The following is a 20,482-nucleotide window of genomic DNA, read 5'->3' on the forward strand; positions in this document are numbered from 1 at the left end:
TTTTTTGCGCTAAATCATCACCTTCCCGAAAGTTCGGTAAGCCCATCAGACGAAACATGCTCATAGAATCAGGCATAGTGACGCTCCTTAATGTGCGATTTATTTATGAATAGCGGTCCACTGTCGCGCCATGCTTTGAAGCGTTCAGGTTGACGAATCACCGCTACTTGCAGGTCTTCGCTGTGATCAATATCCAACGCGAGATTGGCAAGATGCAGGCTGCGACAAACCAGTCGATTATTCATTGCATTGGCTTTATGGGCAGAGGCCGAATCGCAGCCATATTCAAAGTGAATCGCATCAGGTGGTGATGTTAATAACGCATTGGTGCCGCCATCCTTGGCAACGGCAATCACCACTGGCGCATCATGAGCCGCCTTCATCAATGCGATAATTTCCTCTGGGTCCAACGCCGCAATATCGCTAGGGACGATAAGTTGGCTATCGTATCCAGATTGCTTCACCCAATCGCAGGCAAAATCTAACGCGCCGTTTAGACCTTTCTCTCCATCATCAAATAAGGTGTTGGCTTCATAAGATTGAGCAATACTCAGTACTTCAAGGGATTCACTCACCACCAACACGTCTAGCATGGGGAAATGGCGCTGAAAAAATGCCAAGGTGTTTTCAAACAGTGTCAGGGACAAACTTTCACGAGCTGCATCCGACAAGCTACCAACCAATCTTTGTTTGGAACGTTTAGGCGCTTTCATCGGAATCACCACGCACAGCTTATCGATTAAGTGATAAATGCTTGGCGAATACGTTGCAGAATGATGTTTCATTAGGCCGCCCTCTGCTTTTTATAAGACAAGGCGAACTCGACCACTTGAGTGAGTAACGCCGTTTTCTCCTCAGAGGTTTTCATTAGGATTGGCGTGACCAACACATCCAAACCTTGCCCTTGCAACCAAGTGGCGTCTTGCTGATCCACATTGTCAATCACCATGCCATGCAAAAAGGAGCTATAACAGTCATAGATGCCTTTTGAATCGATGCTTTTCCCTGCACTTTCGAGCATTTTATCCGCAGGGCCTTTTACCGTTTTTCCGCCAATTAGTGGCGAAACAGCAATAATATAGGCGCCGCTTTTTTCCACCGCTTGCTGAATTTCCGGCACAGCGAGAATGGCACCAATACTAACGATAGGATTGCTCGGCGCGATGACAATCAGGTCACTGTTAGCAATTTGCTCTAAGGCTTCAAGAGTCGGTTTGGCATCAGCGATACCTTGATATTCAATATCCAGTACGTCGGACTGACAATGCTCGCGTACAAAAAACTCTTGGAAAGACAACCAACCCTGTGGCGTCTTCACTCGGGTTTGCACTACATCGTTGGTCGGCAACAAAATCGGCACGCTAACGCCATGACGTTTTGCCAAGCGTTCTGTTATTTCACTGGCGCTGACGCCTTGGTGCTTTAAATTCGTTCGGTAAATATGCGTGGCGAGATCCAAATCCCCCAGGGTCATCCAAGTGTCTTGCCCTAAGGCTTTTAGCTCGGTGAGTACTTGGTGCGTTTCGTTTTTACGTCCCCAACCTTGCTGGCGGTCGATCTGATCGCCTAAGGAATAAATCAGCGTATCGATATCTGGCGAGACCCAAAGACCGTGAAATTCATCGTCGTCAGCAATGTTGCCAATGATCTTGGTCGAGCTGGCGTATTGGCTTTTTGCCAAACCTTCTGCGGCTTTGGCACCACCAACCCCGCCAGCCAACAAGGTGATATTTAAACCTGTCATTACGCCACTCCCTGAATCGCAATGCGGTTCGTTAATGCTGAGCTGGCACCATTCCCTTCAACTAAATAGTCCTTTACCACTTCATATTTGGTACTGCGCTGCACCGCATGCAGACCCGCCGCTTGGATATTGGCGACCATGTCTTCTGGGAACACTTCTTGACCATGCGTCGCTCCTGCCGCGCGGGAAATACTTTCGTTCATCAAGGTGCCGCCCAAATCATTAGCGCCTGAGCGCAGCATTCTAGCGGCCACATCTGGGCCCATTTTTACCCATGAGGCTTGAATATTATCGATATGACCTTGCAGCATCAGGCGAGCAATGGCGTGCATTTTAAAATGCTCGTCTTGGGTTGGGCCAGGACGAACCTTGTCTGGGTTGTCGTTGTACAAACGGGTTTCGTAATGGATAAAACCTAAGGGAACAAACTCGGTGAATCCGCCGGTTTCTTTTTGAATATCGCGTAATAATTTGAGGTGATTTGCCCAATGAATTGGCTGATCAACATGACCGTACATGATGGTAGAAGTCGTCGGTACGCCAACAGAATGGGCGGCTTTGATAATGCGCACCCACTCTTCTGTAGTGAGTTTATTTTTGGTCAATTGTTTACGTACTTCGGTATCTAAAATCTCTGCCGCTGTGCCCGGCATAGACCCCAAACCAAGATTTTTTAACTCGGTCAGAAAGACTTCTGGCTCAAGGCGACCTTTTTTGCAGCCATACCAAATTTCAAATGGCGAAAAGGCGTGAATATGAATTTCTGGCACACGTTTTTTCACGGCGATAATGAGGTTTCGGTAATAATCTGCGCCAATTTCTGGATGCAATCCGCCTTGAATACAAACTTCTGTCGCACCGCGCGCCCATGCTTCTTCCGCTCGATCTGCGACTTGCTCAACGGTTAAAAACTCCGCTTCTTTGTCGCCTTTCTCTTTGGCGAAATTGCAAAATCGGCAGCCCATGTAACACACATTGGTAAAGTTGATATTGCGCGTAATCACAAAAGTTCCGACATTGCCGACGCGCTTTTCACGTACTTTGTCGGCGGTGTCTAATACAGCTTGGGCTTCTGCACCTTGCGTAGCAAATAGCACACAAGCGTCTTCGACACTCAGCTCTTCGCCCAATAAAGACTTATCCAAAATTGTTCGAACAGATTCGCTCACTTGGGCATTGTTTGACGTTAAAGGAAATAGGTTCATGCGATAACTCCTCCACTCACTTGAGCAGCACGGCTAACCAGCGACGCGACTCGTTGCGTTAAATTAGGTGTTAGATATTTATTGTCCTGATGCTGAAAGCGGTCATAAATAGTCAGACGTTCTGCCAGCGAATAACCCAAACCTTCACAAGCTTGTGCCACGCTACTGATCTGCGGCCATGCTCGTTCTGGGTTAATGAAGTCTTTGGTCAAAGGCGAAATACCGCCCCAATCGTTGATGCCCGCATTGATGTAACTGCCGTATTCGACTTCCAAATTTGGCGGTGCTTGTATGCTGATGTCATCGGGCAAGATCAAGCGCGCAACGGCGATGGTGCGCTTCATGTCGTCTAGATTGGGTTCTTGGTAATTGGCCATTGCCGTGCCTGCTTTGGCGCGAAAGTTCTGAATAATGACTTCTTGGATGTGCCCATAGGCAAGATGGCGATCACGAATGGCGATAAGGCTGTTTACTCGGTCTGTCCAGCTTTCACCAATGCCAATAAGGATTCCCGTAGTGAAGGCGATATCAAGTCGACCCGCTTGCTCTATGGTGTCGAGTCGACGTTTTGGCGTTTTGTCTGGGCAAGCATAATGAGCTTGGCCTTTCTTGAGTAAATTATTGGACACATTTTCAAGCATCATTCCCATGCTTGCGGCGACGGGTTTTAGGCGTTTCAGTTCGTCGAATGACAAAGCACCCGCATTCACGTGAGGTAGTAAGCTTGTGTGAGTTAAGACACTTTCGCATTGGTCATGCAGATAATCTAAGGTACTGTCGTAACCTAAATTAACCAACATGTCGCGAGCTTTCTGATGACGCTCTTCTGGGCGCTCGCCCAAACTGAACAAAGCTTCTTTGCAATCTAATGCCGCGCCTTCTCGTGCGGTTTTTAACACTTGCTCCGGTGTCATATAGTTAGCGTGAGGCGAATCTGGCGATTGCACAAAAGTGCAATAACCGCAGCTATCACGACACATATTAGTCAAAGGTATAAAGACTTTTTTTGAATAAGTAAGCTGTTTGCCCCAAGCGTTATCACGCGCTTTAGCGGCTTCTTGGCAGAGTGCGTACAAGTCTGGCCCAGTAGCAAACTCATAAGATATGGCTTCAGAATCAGAGATCATATTCACTCCACGCTATTAGTGATTTGATGAGGTTAAATTAACTTTTTTACCATTTGGTATAAAAATTAATAGCAATCATTTTGCGCAGAGTAAATTGTTTTTATTAGTGCAAAACACGCACTAATAAAGGGCTAGCGGTCTAAAGTTTAGTTAAGTAATAAGTTAACCAAAAGGTTAAGATGATGAAAATTGGCGTTTTTTTTACACAATTCAATTGGTCATAAAAAACGCCAGTTATGAAAATATCAGCAGGAAAATTCGATGAAATTATTTTTAATTATTTTTTTTGGCACCAAGAGCGCGCACAACAAAGTCGGTCACCGCTAATTCCGCTCGTTCAAAATCATCTTCATCTAAACGATGCTTGCCTAATAGCACTTCCATTTGCACCGAGAAATCCGCATAGGTTTGTGTCGCGGCCCAAATAGTAAAAAACAGATGTTCTGGATCTATATCGTCGACTAATCCTTTATTTATCCATGACTTAACCAACATAACATCTCGATCAAACTGAGGTTTTAAGTGGCTAATTAGGTACTCTTTTAAGACAGGTGCGCCACTGATAATCTCATGAGCAAAAACCTTAGAACCATTCGGATACATGCGTGAAAGCTGCATTTTTTCGCGCACATAACGACGAATAACTGCCTCAGGTGTGTCACCTTGAGTTTCTAGAAAAGACAGCTTTTCTATCCATATATCGAGCATCTCTTTTAACACACGTTTGTAGAGTAACTCTTTGTTTGGAAAGTAATAAATAAGATTTTGCTTAGAAATATTTGCCGTTACCGCAATCGCTTCCATAGAAGATCCGCTGTAACCTTTTTCTGCAAATAACACTTCGGCAGAACGTAATATACGTGACTCTAATTCTTCTCTATTAATTGATTGCTTTGTGCGTTTCGCTTTCTTCTCAACCAAAATCCAATCCGCCTTAAATAAAAAGTACATTCTTTTTTAATCTTATAAGACGCTGTTTTTATTAAACATTATCTTTTTTACAGGTTTTAAAATAGCACAGTCAGATGACTCTAACGAGCCTTTCTCAGCAAACTTGATTAAAACTTGGCCTACTTATTGCTGACCTAAAAGACAAGTTGTTGATGTTTTTTTATCGACATTTTTTACCTTTTGGTAAAGGTATTGGAAGCAGAAGTAGGAGCTAGTAATGCAAGACCTTCGTATCAACGAGCAACGCCTTTGGGACACCTTAATGGAAATGGGCGACATTGGCGGTACAGAAAAAGGCGGTTGTAACCGTCTTGCAGGAACAGACTTAGACAAGCAAGCCCGCGACCTTTTTGTTTCTTGGTGTGAAGCCTGCGGCTGTAGCGTTGAAGTCGATAAAATCGGCAATATCTTTGCTCGTCGCTCAGGCACAAACAATGATTTACCCGCTGTTGGAACAGGTAGCCACCTTGATACTCAACCTACTGGTGGCAAGTTCGACGGTGTCTTCGGCGTTCTTTCTGGCGTTGAAGTATTACGCACACTTCATGAAAACAACATTGAAACACCCACCGCAATGGAATTCTCCGTTTGGACCAACGAAGAGGGCTCGCGCTTCCAACCCGCTATGCAAGGCTCAGGAACTTACGTCGGTCGCTTCGATCTGGAAACCGAATTAAACAAAACCGACGTCAATGGTATTCGTCTCGGTGACGAACTAGAACGTATTGGTTACTTGGGCGAGATGGAACTGGGCAGCCGGCACATGGGCGCATTTTTCGAAGCGCACATAGAACAAGGGCCGATTCTTGAAGACGAAGAAAAAGCCATCGGCATCGTCCGACTAGGCCAAGGTATTCGCTGGTACAACATTGAGGTAGTGGGTCGCCCTTCTCATTCTGGCACCACGCCAATGCACCTTCGCAAAGATGCGATGTTAACGGCTGCTGCCATTGTTACCGAAATGAATGCCATCGCACTTCGCCATGAAAATGGCTTGGGCACGGTGGGTTTTATGCAAGTCTGGCCAAATTCACGCAATACGATTCCGGGCAATGTGAAATTCAGCGCCGACCTTCGTAACCCTAAACCTGATGTATTGCTCACCATGCACGAAGAGCTATTGGCGTTTTGCAAAGAAATCGCTCTCGATCATGGTGTGGAAGTTAACGTCGATCCTTTTTGGTATTTCGCTCCAGTGGAGTTCAACGCTTCCGACGATGTAAAAGCCGCTACGGAAAAACTCGGTTATAGCCACATGGACATCTATGCTGGTGCGGGTCACGACGCCTGTTACATGGCGGATTTAGTACCAACTGGAATGATTTTTACGCCTTGTTTAAACGGTATCAGTCACAACGAAGCGGAATACAGCTCGCCCGAAGAATGCGCCGCCGGAGCCAATGTGCTGCTACACGCCATGCTCGAAGCCAGCGAACGCATAGCTAAAGAACATCAATAACTCATGATGATAAATAAATGAAGAAAACAAAGAACCATTGAATGAAACCAATAAATAATTGAAAAATAGAAGAGGTGGCAAAAATGACCAGCAAGTCTGTTAAACAAGGTGAGTTTTATGAGTTGGAGGTTGATAGCGACCTCCAACAAAGTTCAGCGTATAACGACGATTTAGCGCCAACCAAAGTAAAAGATCGTACTTGGAGCAAGTGGAATATCGCCGCGTTATGGGTCGGTATGTCTATTTGTGTGCCGACTTATACTTTGGGTGGAGTGTTGACCGCCTACTTCGGCTTGTCGGTGATGGAAGCCTTATTTACTATTCTTATCGCCAACATCATTTTGCTGGTTCCGCTAACTCTAAACGCCTACCCTGGCACCAAGTTCGGTATTCCTTTCCCTGTGTTATTGCGTTCATCATTCGGCATGATTGGATCAAACATCCCTTGCTTGATTCGTGCTCTGGTGGCCTGTGGCTGGTTTGGTATTCAAACTATGTTTGGCGGTTTGGCGATTCATTTGTTCTTGTCTGCCGTATCCGATGGTTGGGCAAGCCTGGGTGGCGTCGGCGAAGTGATCGGCTTCTTCATTTTCTGGGCGCTAAACATGTACGTGGTAATCCGTGGCGCAGAATCTATCAAATGGATGGAAACTTTATCTGCACCCTTGTTATTAATCGTTGCCATTGGACTGATGTTTTGGGCGAGCGACAAGGTATCTTTTACTGAGCTGCTTGCAACACCAGCAAGTCGTCCTGCAGACGCTGGCTTTATGGGCTACTTCCTTGGTGGTCTAACGGCTATGGTTGGTTTCTGGGCGACCTTATCATTGAACATTCCCGATTTTAGCCGTTATGCAAAATCGCAAAAAGATCAGGTTATTGGTCAAATCGTTGGTTTGCCTATCACCATGTTCTTCTTTGCAGCCTTAGGCGTGGTGCTAACGGCAGCTTCTACGACACTGGTTGGTGAAACCATATCTGATCCGATTTCTTTGATTGGCAAAATCGATAGCCCATTTTGGGTTGCTGTTGCGATGATCTTGATCGTCATTGCCACGCTTTCAACGAATACTGCAGCCAACGTGGTTTCTCCAACCAACGATTTCCAAAACATTGCGCCAAAACTGATTAATCATACTCGTGGTGCTTTGCTCACCGGCTTGATTGGTATTCTGCTAATGGGTTGGGAACTACTCAAAAAATTAGGTTTGTTGGAATCGGATGTCAGCGTAGAAGGCATGTACTCAAACTGGCTACTGGGTTATTCAAGTCTACTTGGTCCGATTGCTGGCATCATGATTGTCGATTACTTCTTAATCAAACGTCAGCATTTAGATTTGGTCGCACTTTATACACCAAATAGCCTTTATCCAGCGTTTAACAATGCGGGACTAATCGCCTTTGCTGTGCCGGTTGTCATTACCTTAATCGCGCTAAATATGCCGGCTCTTGGTTGGTTCTATAGCTACGGCTGGTTCACTGGTGCTTTCACTGGTGCCATCGTTTACTTCGTACTTGCCAATATGCAAACGGCTTCTGCGACTCAAACCGACGCGCTGCAATCCTAAATCATTTTCACCGCGGCACTGCTTGGTGCCGCGTATACTTTACAACTAGAAAAGGACGACACATGAGTAGTCTATTTATTAAAGGTGGGACGATCGTCACCCACGAAGAAACCTTCAAAGCCGATATTCTTTGCAAGGACAATAAAATCGTCGAGATTGGCGACATCAGCGTGTTGCCAAAAGACGTTGAAACCATTGATGCCACAGGCAAACTCATCATGCCAGGCGGTATCGATCCACATACTCACATGCAATTGCCTTTCATGGGAACCGTAGCAAAAGATGACTTTGCCTCTGGTACTATTGCGGCTCTAGCGGGTGGCACAACGACTATTATCGATTTTGTGATTCCCAACCCTCAGCAGTCGTTATTAGATGCCTACCACCAATGGCGCGACTGGGCGAAAAAAGCTCATTCTAACTACACCTTTCATGTCGCCATTACTTGGTGGGATGACACAGTAGCGGAAGAAATGAAAATACTGGTAAAAGACCATGGGGTAAACAGCTTCAAACATTTCATGGCTTATAAAAATGCCATCATGGCAACCGATGATATTCTGGTGGCTAGCTTCACCAAGTGTCTAGAGCTCGGTGCTATCCCAACCGTTCACGCAGAAAATGGTGAATTGGTTTATCACTTACAAAACAAACTCATGGCTGAAGGCATGACGGGACCAGAAGCCCATCCACTGTCGCGCCCCTCTTCTGTAGAAGGCGAAGCAGCTAACAGAGCGATTAGCATTGCCAATACGCTTGGCGCGCCAATTTATCTTGTCCATGTATCCACAGAAGAAGCCGTCGATGCCATTCGCTACGCCAAAGACCACGGCCAAACCGTATTTGGCGAAGTATTAGCAGGTCATCTCACGGTTGACGAAAGTGTGTATCAAAATACAGATTGGGCCACAGCTGCGGCTCATGTTATGAGCCCTCCGTTTAGACCCAAACATCACCAAGATGCGTTATGGAAAGGTGTGCAAGGCGGTACCTTACAAACTACTGCTACCGATCATTGTGCCTTTTGTGCCGAACAAAAAGCCATGGGCAAAAACAACTTCACGCAAATTCCTAATGGCACAGCAGGCGTGGAAGAACGCATGATGGTGCTATGGGAAAAAGGCGTAAACGAAGGCAAGATCACCATGAATGAATTTGTCGCCTTAACCTCGACCAACACCGCCAAAATCTTCAACATGTATCCAAACAAAGGCTGTATTCGTGTCGGCGCTGACGCCGATTTGGTGATTTGGAACCCTGCCGCGACTAAAACGATTTCCGCAAAAACGCATCACTCGAAAATCGAACACAGTATTTTTGAAGGCATGGAAATCCACGGTGTGCCAGAAACCACTATTTGTAATGGCAAACTCGCTTGGCATGACAATGTACTGATGGTCGAATCTGGCGATGGAAAATATATAGATCGTCCAGCTTACGCGCCTTTCTACGAATCATTAAGAAAGCGCAAAGAGTTAAATCAACCCAAAGCCGTTGTGCGTTAAAGATAAGCAAAAACAACCCCATCCTAACCTTCCCCTTGGAAGTGATAAGGGGAAGGGACAGTGACAATTCAGGTCTGCTCCTCCCCCTTGTGTCTTGAAGGGGGAGGTTGGGAGGGGGTTATGAGTGTAGTTCAAGAGCTGAACCCCATCCTAGCCTTCCCCTTGGAAAAAGGTCGAAAAACAACTTCCACCGATCTTGTAAGTCGCTATTTATCCTAAACAAAAATATACCGACAAAAAACGCATTACGACAAATCACGTCTTGTCGGGCTAAAGCCGCGACCTACAAAAGCAAAATAACGTCACACGCCTGATCACGGTCGTACCTCCCTCATCAGTCCTACAAAACGAATTCCACCAAAGCTTGTAGGACGACAAAAGACATAATGCCGGCCAGTATATCGTCCAGCATGATACCGAAGCCGCCGTGGACGTTTTTATCGACCCAAGAGATTGGCCAAGGTTTCAAGATATCGAATAGGCGAAACAACACAAAGCCCAGCACGATATAAAACCAACCCGCAGGCGCCAGCCACATGGTGATCCAGAAACCAACGAATTCGTCCCAGACGATACCAGCATGGTCATGTACGCCCATGTCTTTCGATGTTTTACCACAAAGATAAATCCCGACCAGTGACGTCACCACCAGCACAGCAAGATACGCCATCGTGCTTAAATCTTGCAGGAACCAAATAAACAAAGGCACCGCAGCCAATGTTCCAAAGGTTCCCGGCGCTTTTGGCGCGGCACCAGAGCCAAGACCAAACGCCAAAAAATGTATCGGATTACGCCATACCGACGCTGGGGCAGAATTTGCCATGAAGCTTTACCTACTCGTTAAATAAAAAATTAGAAATGTTGCCAACCTGTTACTTCGCCATCATAGTTTTGGATCACAAAACCATTGTCGACAACTTCCCCCACCTTGGTACAAGGCAAGCTTAGGGTTTGCGTGATTAGCGCTATCTCAGCGGCTTGAGCTTTTGATGCAGTAAAACATAACTCGTAATCATCACCACCGGTTAGCGCCAACGCCAGCGCAGATTCTGGCTGCCAACGACTTAACTCAGCGGAAATCGGCACACGACTCGCGTCGATATTTGCCCCGACGCCAGACGCTTTAAGTATATGCTGGATATCTTGAGCAAGGCCATCGGAAATATCCATCATGGAATGAACCACTCGCTTCAGCGCCATACCTGCAATCAGCCTAGGCTGCGGACGCCAAAAACGATCATAAAAATAATCAAAGCGCTCACTGGATACTTGCAACTCGCCCGTAACAATCGGCACCGCGGCCGCGGCATCGCCTAGCAAACCTGTGACATAAATATCATCACCGACCTTTGCCCCGCTACGCTTTACCGCCATGTCTGGCTCTACATAACCATGCACTTGCAGCGTAATGGTCAACGGGCCTTTGGTGGTATCGCCGCCAACCAAGGCCAAGCCTATTGGCTCGGCCAGTTCCGCCATGCCTTGTGCCAAACCTGCTAACCATTGCGGATCAGATTCTGGAATAGTCAGTCCCAAGGTAAAAAACGCTGGTTTTGCGCCCATTGCCGCTAAATCGCTCACACAGCTTGCCACCGCGCGATAACCGATATCAACAGGGTCCGCATCGAAAGGAAAATGTCGCCCTTCGACCAAGGTGTCCATGGAAAACACCAGACTCTGACCTTGCGGCACTTGCACCTGAGCACAATCATCACCAATGCCCAACAAAAGATCTCCCCGCCCCTGTGTACTTGCCATCACAGACGCTTGAAAGATGTTTTGTATCAACTCGAATTCTTTCAACAGACTACCCTTCTATTATTTCGGACCTCACATACAGCACCGAAAACACTGGCAAAGCATACCGTATTAAACCGCCGATGTCAGAAGCAAAACAGGGCAGATTACGCTAGGTAATCTGCCCTGTTTTAATTGTACTTTTTAACGCCAAATTCGCGCTTAATCTTCTGAGCGTTTTGCGCGCTGCTTTGGTGTTGGAATCACTTCTAGATAAAAAGATTTCCAATGCTGGCTTTGTGCCGAGCTAATATTGGTATTGATATCGCCTTCGTGAATCGCACGCGCCTTGTCAGCGGTTTGACCAAATTTGCAGTTAAATCCCCAAAAATCCGCGCCATCTGGCAAGGCTTTATTACGCTCTGCTTTGATGTACTGCTTAACTTCGTTTTTCGCTTCTTCAATAAGACGCTGGTATGATTTTTTGGGGTGAGATAAAACAAAGTTCTTTTTCATTATGATCCTAAAAGTATTGAGTAAGGCAGCGTAACAACCACCTTGATACCGCCTATGATAGCGGGTTCAGAATAAACCAGCCATCAATAAGAACAATGTTTCGAAACAAATCGTTATTTGTTGGCTTTAGCCAAGGCTGAACATGAAGACATAAAAAAGCCCCGCTATTAACAAGTAATAACGGGGCTCTTAGGTATCTTTTAGTAATAGGTTCTATTACTTATTGGACTCTTTATTCGCTTCTCGGCGAGCGGCGATTTCTTCGCGGCGCACGCGTTGTGCAAGCTTGTCTAGAATGCCGTTTACGTATTTGTGACTTTCCGTCGCGCCGAAGCCTTTTGCTAGCTCTACACTTTCGTTGATCGCGACACGGTATGGCACGTCTAAACGTTGAGACAATTCAAATGCACCGATACGCATAACGGCCAATTCAATTGGGTCTAGTTCGCTTAATGGACGATCTAGTAATTCTTCAAACAAAGCGTCCAGTTTTTTCGCGCTGGCTGTTACACCTTGTAGCAATTCGCGGAAGTAGACTTTATCGCAAGAATCCATATCACGGTCTTGGTCTATAACGAATTGAGTTTCGATCTCGCTCACGGCAGATTGGTTCATCTGCCACTGATAGACCGCTTGTAATGCCAAACGACGAGAAGCACTGCGCAATTGCGAACGTGAAGGTTTTTTCTCTTTACGTTTTGGTGCTGGAGTTTGGTCGTTTGCTGTTTCCACTTCGCTCATTTTTTGCCTCAATTGTCCAGACTACGTCGCCTTATGGGCTGACGCTTTGGTCTGTTTGAAAGTACCCTTGGTTGTTAAAGAGCTATATTAGCTACTGCCTTTAGACAGCAACTGAGTCATATCGACCAAAGGTACGAATATACGGGTTGTCTTGGGCGGCGATTATAGCAACATTTATTCTAGGTTTCTCGGCAAAGTTGGCGAAATATCAGCAAGAAAAAACGATTTTCAGGCTTTTCTTAAAAAAAGCCTGAAAAAGCAATGACTCAGCTTTTGGCTATTCGTCAAAATCGCCTTCAAAATCTTCATCGAGGTATTTTGGTATATAGACCAAACGCACATCTTGTCCAACTTGGCGAACCGATTTAAGTGTCAGATCAACCGCTTCGTCCATCGCCTCTAAAGGCAATTTAAATAATGGACGGGCACTGGAACCCAATAGTTTCGGTGCCATGTAAACCACGATTTCGTCGATCAGACCCGCTTCTAAAAAACCACCAGCCAATTCTGCGCCAGCTTCTAATAAAACTTCGTTAATGCCTGCATCGGCAAGTTGTTCCATTGCGTCCAGCAAGTCGAGTCGACCATCTTCGCCACGCGGCGCAAAACGCACCGTCACGCCTTTTTTCGTCAGCACTTCTAAATGCTCTGCTTCAACCTCTTCTTCTACAGAAAATACCCAAGCTTGATTTGCCGGATAAAGGATTTTGGCTTCTGGAAGAATCGACAAAGCCGTGTCCATTACCACACGAATCGGCTGACGTACGCTCTTTGGATCTGCTTCTTGGTCATCGTTGTCGATGCGAACCGTCATGCTTGGGTTATCAGCCAATACCGAGCCAATACCAGTGACAATGGCATCGCTTTGCGCGCGTAAACGCTGTACATCAAGACGCGCCGCTGAATCGGTAATCCATTGGCTTTCGCCAGATTCCATTGCCGTGCGGCCATCCATGCTCATGGCAAGTTTCACTCGCACGTAAGGAAGTCCTTCGCGCATACGTTTGATAAAACCGGGATTGAGCGCTTCGCAATCCGCTTCCAAAACAGGACCGATGATTTCAATGCCGGCTTTTTTGATTTTCGCCAAGCCATTACCAGACACTTCAGGATTCGGATCTTGCATGCCGTATACAACACGCGCGACGCCAGCTTTAATCAAGGCATCAGCACAAGGCGGTGTTTTACCTTGGTGGCTGCAAGGTTCCAAGGTGACGTAAGCCGTTGCCCCAACCGCGTCTTGTTTTGCATCCGCCAAGGCATTGACTTCGGCGTGACCTTCTCCGGCTTTGACATGAAAACCTTGGCCAATGATTTGCTGATCTTTAACCAACACACAACCAACGCGTGGGTTTGGATGAGTGGTATAGCGGCCTTTTTTCGCTAGTTGAATGGCTTTCGCCATCCAGTATTCGTGATTATATGCTGTCATGCTTCGTCTTCTTTTTTCGATTCTGGGGCAGCCGTCTTATGGCTTTCTAGGCGGTCAATCGCTTCGCGAAATTCGCTAATATCTTTAAAGCTTCGATAAACGGAAGCAAAGCGAACGTAGGCCACTTGATCAAGACGCTGCAATTCTTCCATCACGGCTTCGCCAGTCCAACGAGAGGGTAATTCTCGCTCACCAGTGGCTTGCATTTTTTCTTTGATTCGAGTGATCGCAGTTTCTACTGCTTCAATGCTAACGGGACGTTTTTCAATAGCTTTGATAATGCCATTGCGCAACTTGTCCTCGTCAAACACTTCTCGACTTCCATCGCTTTTGATCAGCTTAGGCATTTGTAATTCGGCCACTTCAAAGGTGGTGAAGCGCTCTTGGCAATGGCTACAGGTACGACGGCGGCGAACTTGTGCGCCTTCAGAAACCAATCGAGAATCCACTACTTTAGTATCTTGAGTTCCACAAAAAGGGCATCGCATGGTGCTTCCAATATCGCTAATTTGGTGTAAGAATGCCTGAAAATTAGGCCATCGTGTGATGGGTGAAATCATACCAACCCCGCCATAATATAGCTACCGAGCTACTGTGTGCGCTTTTATCATTCTTCTGCATTAAAGAATGAATGAATTTATAAGGATTTATATGCCGTTCGCAGAATTATCGGGCTTGGTTGCTGCCTTGTGTTGGACTATTTCGAGCCTGATGGCGCCAAACTTAATTCAACGTTTTGGCACCATGCGCTTTAATACCTTTCGTATTGTTATTGCCAGCTCCATTCTTTTGGCAATTTGCTTAATCACCCAGCGCTTCAATTCAACCTTGTGGCAACATGCCGAGATAGTCATGCTGTCTGGTTTGTTGGGAATTTTTATTGGCGACACCATGCTGTTTACCGCAGTGCATCGCCTTGGCCCTCGACGCACAGGGGTGCTTTTCGCCACCAATGCGCCTATGTCGATTCTGTTAGGTTGGCTATTTTTAGGGGAAAACCTTTCTTTTAGTCAGCTATTTGCCTGCGGCTTAGTATTAATTGGCGTGGTGATTGCCATATTGTTTGGTCGCAGAAACAGCCTTCATGCTTGGGAACAAACTAAAGGCAAATTGAGCATGGGAATTTTACTCGCACTCGGTGCAGCGCTTGGTCAAGCCAGTGGTGCTCTACTTAGCAAACCTGCTTTGCTTGATGGTGCTGACCCAATTGCGGTGTCTGCATTACGCGTTGGAACTGGCGCTCTCGCTCTGGTTCTGGCATATGGTTTGTTTTATCGACACAAACAACCTGCTGACGCGATTCCCTTTGCTCAACTAACTCGTGTTGATTTCATGGGCATCGCTACCCTCGCCACCATTGGTATGGTTATCGGCATGAGCGTCCTAGTTTGGGGCGTCGGCAACGCTAACGTGGGTATTGTCACTACGCTATCAGCCGTTGTTCCCGTGCTAATTTTACCGGGTTTGTGGATTACCACAGGTCAACGACCTGCCTTTGGCGCTTGGATAGGGGCTATTTTCGTTGTGGCTGGTGCGGCTTTGATTATTCTGAAATAGCCTTGATTGTGCTATCCTTACCCCACTAATTGCATTTGGCTCTCCATCGACTTGCTAGAGTTCTTTTGGCAACTCCGTGGAGCGTTTTAACGAAGTTTATGCACGACATTAATAGTGCATGGATCTCCAATCATAGGATAAGTTGACTCTTTATGGCTCAGTTTGTATACAGCATGAACCGCGTTGGGAAAGTTGTTCCCCCAAAACGCGAGATTCTTAAAGACATTTCTCTTTCATTCTTCCCTGGCGCTAAAATCGGTGTATTGGGTCTTAACGGTTCTGGTAAATCGACTCTACTTCGCATTATGGCGGGCGTTGATACCGAGCATAATGGCGAAGCTCGTCCAATGCCAGGCATCAAAATCGGCTACTTGGAGCAAGAACCTCACCTTGATCCAGAAAAGAACGTGCGCGGCATTGTTGAAGAAGCCTTCGCTGACGTGATTGAAGCCATGGCTCGTTTGGATGCAGTTTACGCAGAATACGCAGAACCAGACGCTGACTTTGATGCCCTAGCAAAAGAACAAGGCCAGCTTGAAGCCTTGATCGAAGCGAAAGAAGGCCACAACCTAGAGCGTGCCCTTGAAGTGGCGGCTGATGCGTTACGTCTTCCTCATTGGGATGCGAAAGTAGAACACCTTTCTGGTGGTGAGCGTCGCCGTGTTGCCCTATGTCGTCTATTGCTTAACAAGCCGGACATGATCCTTCTGGACGAGCCAACCAACCACTTGGATGCCGAATCCGTTGCTTGGCTAGAACGCTTCCTAAAAGATTATCCGGGCACTGTTGTGGCAATTACCCACGACCGTTACTTCCTAGATAACGCCGCTGGCTGGATTCTGGAACTTGACCGTGGCCACGGTATTCCATACGAAGGCAACTACTCTTCTTGGTTGGAGCAAAAAGACGCTCGACTACAAACTGAAGCGAAGCAACAAGCCTCTCACCAAAAAGCCATTAAGTCTGAGCTTGAGTGGGTTCGCCAAAACGCCAAAGGTCGTCAGTCTAAATCCAAAGCCCGTTTGGCTCGATTCGAAGAAATGAACTCGCAAGAGTTCCAAGATCGTAACGAAACCAACGAATTGTACATTCCACCAGGGCCACGTCTTGGCAACAAAGTCATCGAAATCGAAGGCGTTAGCAAAAGCTTCGAACACAAGATGCTACTAGAAGACTTCAACATGGTGGTACCGCAAGGCGCCATCGTCGGTGTGGTTGGTGGTAACGGTGCAGGTAAATCGACTCTGTTCAAAATGATCGCTGGCACTGAAAAACCGGATACCGGTACCGTCACAATAGGCGAAACCGTACAGCTGGCTTACGTCGATCAAATGCGTGAACTTGACGGCGACAAAACCGTTTTCGAAGAAATCGCTGATGGCCAAGACATGATCACGGTAAACAATTACAAAGTTGTGTCTCGTGCTTACATCGGTCGCTTTAACTTCAAAGGGTCTGATCAACAAAAATTGGTTAAGCATTTGTCTGGTGGTGAGCGTAACCGTTTGCACCTTGCGAAATTGCTTAAAGAAGGCGGCAACGTATTGCTACTGGATGAGCCGACCAACGACCTTGACGTAGAAACCTTACGTGCACTGGAGGACGCGCTACTTGCCTTCCCAGGCGCCGCGATTGTTATTTCCCATGACCGTTGGTTCCTAGACCGTATCGCGACACACATCCTAGCGTACGAAGGCGATTCTAAAGCCGTCTTCTTCGAAGGTAACTATGCCGAATACGAAGCTGACTACAAAGCTCGTACCGGCAACGAAGCCACACCAACTCGTATCAAATACAAACGTATTGATGCTTAATTCTATTTAGTAGGATTGGTTGGTTTGAATGGAAAGCCGCTTATCGGAAGGTAAGCGGTTTTTTTATCTCATTCGATTAATCATAATGCTTTTGCATTTACCTAGCTCTACTTTTAGGTTATCAGGGATTTTTAAGAAAGGTGAGACTGTGCTATCTAGTGTTCGGATAGGATTATATTGTTGCCCAACCACATAATCCATTTCCATTGAAAGTAAAAACAAAGCCTTATAAGAATTCTCAAAATCCTCTTCAAAATCCAAATCCGCTTTTTTTAGACGTTTAGCAAGCTCTAAAGACGGTACTCCAATATCTCTTGATTTACTATGAACTAGTTTATTTCTACTTTTTACTAGCTGTTGCAAAGCTCTAAAAGCAGGTCCTGATTTATCCATCTCATTTCCGCATACTAATTTTGGCACTAACACCCACTTGGAGATCACATCCATACTATAAATATGTTTTTCACAGTACTTATCCCCTAACTGAATTCCAGCGTAATCATTTATCCCAGCTTCTACACACATACTAGAAAAAACTATCGCTTTGAGTGAATGCTGATATGCCAACGAAGAAAATTCACTTATCTCAAACTGATCGGTACTTGCTTTAGCCTTCAGTCTACACTCAATCCCCTGGGCAGCTTCTTGCAAAGCAATATCAAAATACGTTTTAGTTTGAGTGTTCACACGGGCCCAAGAGTCTCTTGGATGCTTTATCTCATTAGATTCATTTATCAAAATCATTCCTTCAACTTCTACTAGAATAAGTTAAGAACTCTCTTCGACGCCTCAGCCAAAAAGCCAGAACGCGATTTGTATTTCGGATTTGCAGCGACCATTTTGTCGATCTTAGTTATAAGTAGATGCGGTAATGTCACGTTAATTTTTTCGCTTTTACCCAACAAGGGTGTGATATCAACATTTACCACTGCCCACACGCCATCGGCGTAGTCTGGGTTGTCTTTATGGACAGAGATTGGGCTGGCGGTTGGAATGTCTTCACCCTCTTCGAATAAGAGTTCAAGGTGAGAAAAGATTGCTTCTTCCGCCATCTCAAGTGCTTCATCAAATGTATCGCCAGCTGAAAAACAGCCAGGCACATCTGGCACAGTCACGCCGTAACTAACGCCATTGTCGGTATGTAATACAATTGGGTATTTCATAGTTCGTACCTCTGCTAAAGCCACTAATGAATTTAGTTGAGCTGAGCTTGTTTCTTTATGTTGTTGAAAGTGCCAATCGGTATGTCTTTCTTCGGATGGGGAACCGTCACTGTGCTTCTTTTATCTGGATGCTTAAATTACACATGACTGCCTTTCACTCTAACTTCATACCATCCGTCTTCGACTAGCATTTGGATTACCTCTCGGCTTTTCATATAAATCCTTTCGCCATTCCTTTCCCTAGGATAATTAACAATAACCCTGATAACTCCTGAAAACCAATTGCTTTTCTATATAACCCCAATAACCCTTTAAATAAATAGCTATTACTTTCTGAACGTATAAAAAACAAAACCCCACTTACCATGGGTAAGCGGGGTTCGGGGTTGCTAATTAGTGTGGCTACCGTTTCTTAAAAATCCCACTAGCAATAACGACACCGATGCTGACGAAGATGAGTCCGGCGATGGAGTAGCCTTCTAGGTGTTCGCCTAGTACAGGAATAGCGATGAGTGCGGCGAGTACTGGAGTGAAGGCGCCGATGGCGGCCATGTTTTCCGCACCGAGTTTTTGGATAGCATAACCGTAGGAAAAGCCCGTCATGAGGCCGACGAGTAAGCTTTGCACGAGAATTTGTCCAGCCAACATGTCCCAAGAGGCATCAGCTAGTCCGCTAGAAGCTAGCCCACTTGCCCATAAAAACGCGAGAGCGATCAAGGATACTAAACCCATCAATGCCGTTGATACCAATGGAGGCAAACCTGCGATACGTAAACTGACGGTATACACCGCCCAAAAGAAGCTCGCAGCTAGCAGTAATAGATCACCTTTCCAGGTGTTTTCTGGCGCGGTTAGTAGTGACAAGCTGAATAAAACAATCACGCCGATACAAACTAAGCTCAAGCCGATTTTGCGCGCTTGGCTGACTTTTTCTTGATAGAAAAGTACGGCTAATAAGGTAACAAAGAAAGGAAAGGCACCAAGAATTAACAAGCCAGCATGAGACGCAGGAGCGTATTTCAAACCTGTGGCACTGAGGTAGAAAAATGGCAGGCCTGCGCCACAAACAATACCTAACAAAAGTATGGGAGAAACCGCTTTTACTTGTGCTCTGGCTCGCCATAAAAAAGGAAACAGTAATAATGCTGGCGGAGAAAATCGCAAGATGCCCAAATCGAAAGCCGTCAAAGTATTGGTCATGCCGGCACGCATACTGACCAGCCAAGATGCCCAAATCAAAATACTCACAAAAGCAGCCAATAGACCAAGGCGAAAGCCCCAACCTGTAGCGTATTGTTTGTATTTAGGCGGCTCTTGAGCGGATATTGATGATGTGTGTTGTGTGACTGTTTGGGGCATAACCACCTCGCGGGAAATCGATAGCTTTATTATCTGCTCTCATCCGCGAGCATGTCCTTGCTATTTACCCTCAAGAAAGGCTACTTTTTAGCATATAACACTCAATTCAATTCTATAAATTACTAAGTGTGCCAATATGGATAAAACAGACCTAGATATTCTCTCTCATCTGCAATCAGACGGACGCCTGACCAACGTCGCATTAGCGGAGGAGATTCACCTATCGCCCTCGCCTTGTTTACGTCGCGTGAAGCAATTGGAAGACACTGGTGTGATCGAGGGTTATCACGCACGTATCGATCGTCAAAAAGCCGGATTTTCCATGACGGTGTTTGTGGAAGTGCGTTTGAAGAGCCATGCTGGCGATAAACATATTGTGTTTGAGAAGGCGATTTTAGAGATGGAAGACATTATCAGCGCGCATCTTGTGTCTGGCATTGCGGATTATCGATTAGAGGTGGTGGCAATGGATTTACCAGACTATGAGCGTATTCTAAAAGCCTTACAGTCCTTACCTCATGTAAAAGACATTCAAAGCCATTTTGCTATTCGCTCGGTCAAAACGGCGGCGCCATTGCCATTAAAAAGAATGGCTTAATCGACT

General features: G+C 46.0%; 20 protein-coding genes and 1 pseudogene. 6 read left to right on the plus strand and 15 right to left on the minus strand.

Features of this window, described 5'->3' with window-relative positions; all coding sequences use genetic code 11:
• Positions 1–68: 68 nt before the first annotated feature.
• From cofC to KPL72_RS13270, 5 genes are all read right to left on the minus strand, one after another.
• Positions 69–785, minus strand: coding sequence for a 2-phospho-L-lactate guanylyltransferase (cofC, locus tag KPL72_RS13250; RefSeq protein WP_219703224.1), 717 nt, complete (start codon positions 783–785; stop codon positions 69–71).
• Positions 785–1,744: a 2-phospho-L-lactate transferase gene (cofD, locus tag KPL72_RS13255; RefSeq protein ID WP_219703226.1), complete on the minus strand. Its 960-nt coding sequence runs from the start codon at positions 1,742–1,744 to the stop codon at positions 785–787. The genes cofC and cofD overlap by 1 nt, the downstream gene beginning before the upstream one ends.
• Positions 1,744–2,949, minus strand: coding sequence for a 5-amino-6-(D-ribitylamino)uracil--L-tyrosine 4-hydroxyphenyl transferase CofH (gene cofH / locus KPL72_RS13260; RefSeq protein ID WP_219703228.1), 1,206 nt, complete (start codon positions 2,947–2,949; stop codon positions 1,744–1,746). Before cofH ends, cofD begins: the two co-directional genes overlap by 1 nt.
• A complete protein-coding gene (cofG, locus tag KPL72_RS13265) occupies positions 2,946–4,076 on the minus strand; it encodes a 7,8-didemethyl-8-hydroxy-5-deazariboflavin synthase CofG (RefSeq protein ID WP_219703230.1) in 1,131 nt (376 codons plus the stop codon). The genes cofH and cofG overlap by 4 nt, the downstream gene beginning before the upstream one ends.
• 273 nt (positions 4,077–4,349) lie before the next feature.
• Positions 4,350–5,027, minus strand: coding sequence for a TetR/AcrR family transcriptional regulator (locus tag KPL72_RS13270; protein WP_249422249.1), 678 nt, complete (start codon positions 5,025–5,027; stop codon positions 4,350–4,352).
• A gap of 217 nt (positions 5,028–5,244) precedes the next feature.
• Here KPL72_RS13270 and KPL72_RS13275 point away from each other — a divergent pair, with 217 nt between their 5' ends.
• The 3 genes from KPL72_RS13275 to hydA all read left to right on the plus strand — a co-directional run bounded on the left by KPL72_RS13275 (position 5,245) and on the right by hydA (position 9,559).
• On the plus strand, positions 5,245–6,486 hold the full coding sequence (locus tag KPL72_RS13275) for a Zn-dependent hydrolase (protein ID WP_219703232.1): 1,242 nt from the start codon (positions 5,245–5,247) through the stop codon (positions 6,484–6,486).
• A gap of 83 nt (positions 6,487–6,569) precedes the next feature.
• Positions 6,570–8,054, plus strand: a complete 1,485-nt coding sequence (locus tag KPL72_RS13280) for an NCS1 family nucleobase:cation symporter-1 (RefSeq protein ID WP_212916703.1) — start codon at positions 6,570–6,572, stop codon at positions 8,052–8,054.
• Positions 8,055–8,116: 62 nt separating this feature from the next.
• Complete coding sequence (gene hydA / locus KPL72_RS13285; protein ID WP_219703234.1) at positions 8,117–9,559, plus strand: dihydropyrimidinase; 1,443 nt, start codon at positions 8,117–8,119, stop codon at positions 9,557–9,559.
• Between the two features lie 340 nt (positions 9,560–9,899).
• Here the strand turns inward: hydA and KPL72_RS13290 are convergent, their stop codons facing one another.
• From KPL72_RS13290 to nrdR, 6 genes are all read right to left on the minus strand, one after another.
• Positions 9,900–10,382, minus strand: a complete 483-nt coding sequence (locus KPL72_RS13290) for a phosphatidylglycerophosphatase A family protein (protein WP_219703236.1) — start codon at positions 10,380–10,382, stop codon at positions 9,900–9,902.
• Between the two features lie 29 nt (positions 10,383–10,411).
• Entirely contained in the window at positions 10,412–11,362 is a 951-nt protein-coding gene (gene thiL, locus KPL72_RS13295; RefSeq protein WP_219703237.1) for a thiamine-phosphate kinase, read from the minus strand.
• Between the two features lie 156 nt (positions 11,363–11,518).
• On the minus strand, positions 11,519–11,812 hold the full coding sequence (locus KPL72_RS13300) for a DUF6172 family protein (RefSeq protein ID WP_219703239.1): 294 nt from the start codon (positions 11,810–11,812) through the stop codon (positions 11,519–11,521).
• A gap of 216 nt (positions 11,813–12,028) precedes the next feature.
• Complete coding sequence (nusB, locus tag KPL72_RS13305) at positions 12,029–12,553, minus strand: transcription antitermination factor NusB (RefSeq protein ID WP_219703241.1); 525 nt, start codon at positions 12,551–12,553, stop codon at positions 12,029–12,031.
• A gap of 277 nt (positions 12,554–12,830) precedes the next feature.
• Positions 12,831–13,985, minus strand: a complete 1,155-nt coding sequence (gene ribD, locus KPL72_RS13310) for a bifunctional diaminohydroxyphosphoribosylaminopyrimidine deaminase/5-amino-6-(5-phosphoribosylamino)uracil reductase RibD (RefSeq protein ID WP_219703242.1) — start codon at positions 13,983–13,985, stop codon at positions 12,831–12,833.
• Complete coding sequence (gene nrdR / locus KPL72_RS13315) at positions 13,982–14,473, minus strand: transcriptional regulator NrdR (RefSeq protein ID WP_212916712.1); 492 nt, start codon at positions 14,471–14,473, stop codon at positions 13,982–13,984. The genes ribD and nrdR overlap by 4 nt, the downstream gene beginning before the upstream one ends.
• Before the next feature lie 163 nt (positions 14,474–14,636).
• Here nrdR and KPL72_RS13320 point away from each other — a divergent pair, with 163 nt between their 5' ends.
• Both KPL72_RS13320 and ettA read left to right on the plus strand, forming a co-directional pair.
• On the plus strand, positions 14,637–15,542 hold the full coding sequence (locus tag KPL72_RS13320) for a DMT family transporter (RefSeq protein ID WP_219703244.1): 906 nt from the start codon (positions 14,637–14,639) through the stop codon (positions 15,540–15,542).
• 152 nt (positions 15,543–15,694) lie between these two features.
• Positions 15,695–17,356 carry an energy-dependent translational throttle protein EttA gene (gene ettA / locus KPL72_RS13325; protein WP_219703245.1) on the plus strand — a complete coding sequence of 554 codons (1,662 nt, stop codon included), beginning with the start codon at positions 15,695–15,697 and terminating at the stop codon, positions 17,354–17,356.
• A 63-nt stretch (positions 17,357–17,419) separates the two neighbouring features.
• On the opposite strand, the gene KPL72_RS13330 is transcribed toward ettA, so the two are convergent.
• From KPL72_RS13330 to KPL72_RS13345, 4 genes and pseudogenes are all read right to left on the minus strand, one after another.
• Positions 17,420–18,094 carry a hypothetical protein gene (locus KPL72_RS13330; RefSeq protein WP_219703247.1) on the minus strand — a complete coding sequence of 225 codons (675 nt, stop codon included), beginning with the start codon at positions 18,092–18,094 and terminating at the stop codon, positions 17,420–17,422.
• Between the two features lie 20 nt (positions 18,095–18,114).
• A complete protein-coding gene (locus KPL72_RS13335; RefSeq protein ID WP_219703249.1) occupies positions 18,115–18,519 on the minus strand; it encodes a type II toxin-antitoxin system HicB family antitoxin in 405 nt (134 codons plus the stop codon).
• 32 nt (positions 18,520–18,551) lie between these two features.
• Positions 18,552–18,644: pseudogene (locus KPL72_RS21380) on the minus strand (type II toxin-antitoxin system HicA family toxin); the annotation flags it as partial.
• 277 nt (positions 18,645–18,921) lie between these two features.
• On the minus strand, positions 18,922–19,878 hold the full coding sequence (locus KPL72_RS13345) for a DMT family transporter (protein ID WP_219703250.1): 957 nt from the start codon (positions 19,876–19,878) through the stop codon (positions 18,922–18,924).
• Positions 19,879–20,014: 136 nt separating this feature from the next.
• Between KPL72_RS13345 and KPL72_RS13350 the strand changes: the two genes are divergently transcribed.
• Positions 20,015–20,476, plus strand: coding sequence for an Lrp/AsnC family transcriptional regulator (locus tag KPL72_RS13350; RefSeq protein WP_219703252.1), 462 nt, complete (start codon positions 20,015–20,017; stop codon positions 20,474–20,476).
• Positions 20,477–20,482: the final 6 nt, after the last annotated feature.

This window comes from Marinomonas lutimaris, from assembly GCF_019426345.1.
Taxonomy (GTDB): domain Bacteria; phylum Pseudomonadota; class Gammaproteobacteria; order Pseudomonadales; family Marinomonadaceae; genus Marinomonas; species Marinomonas lutimaris.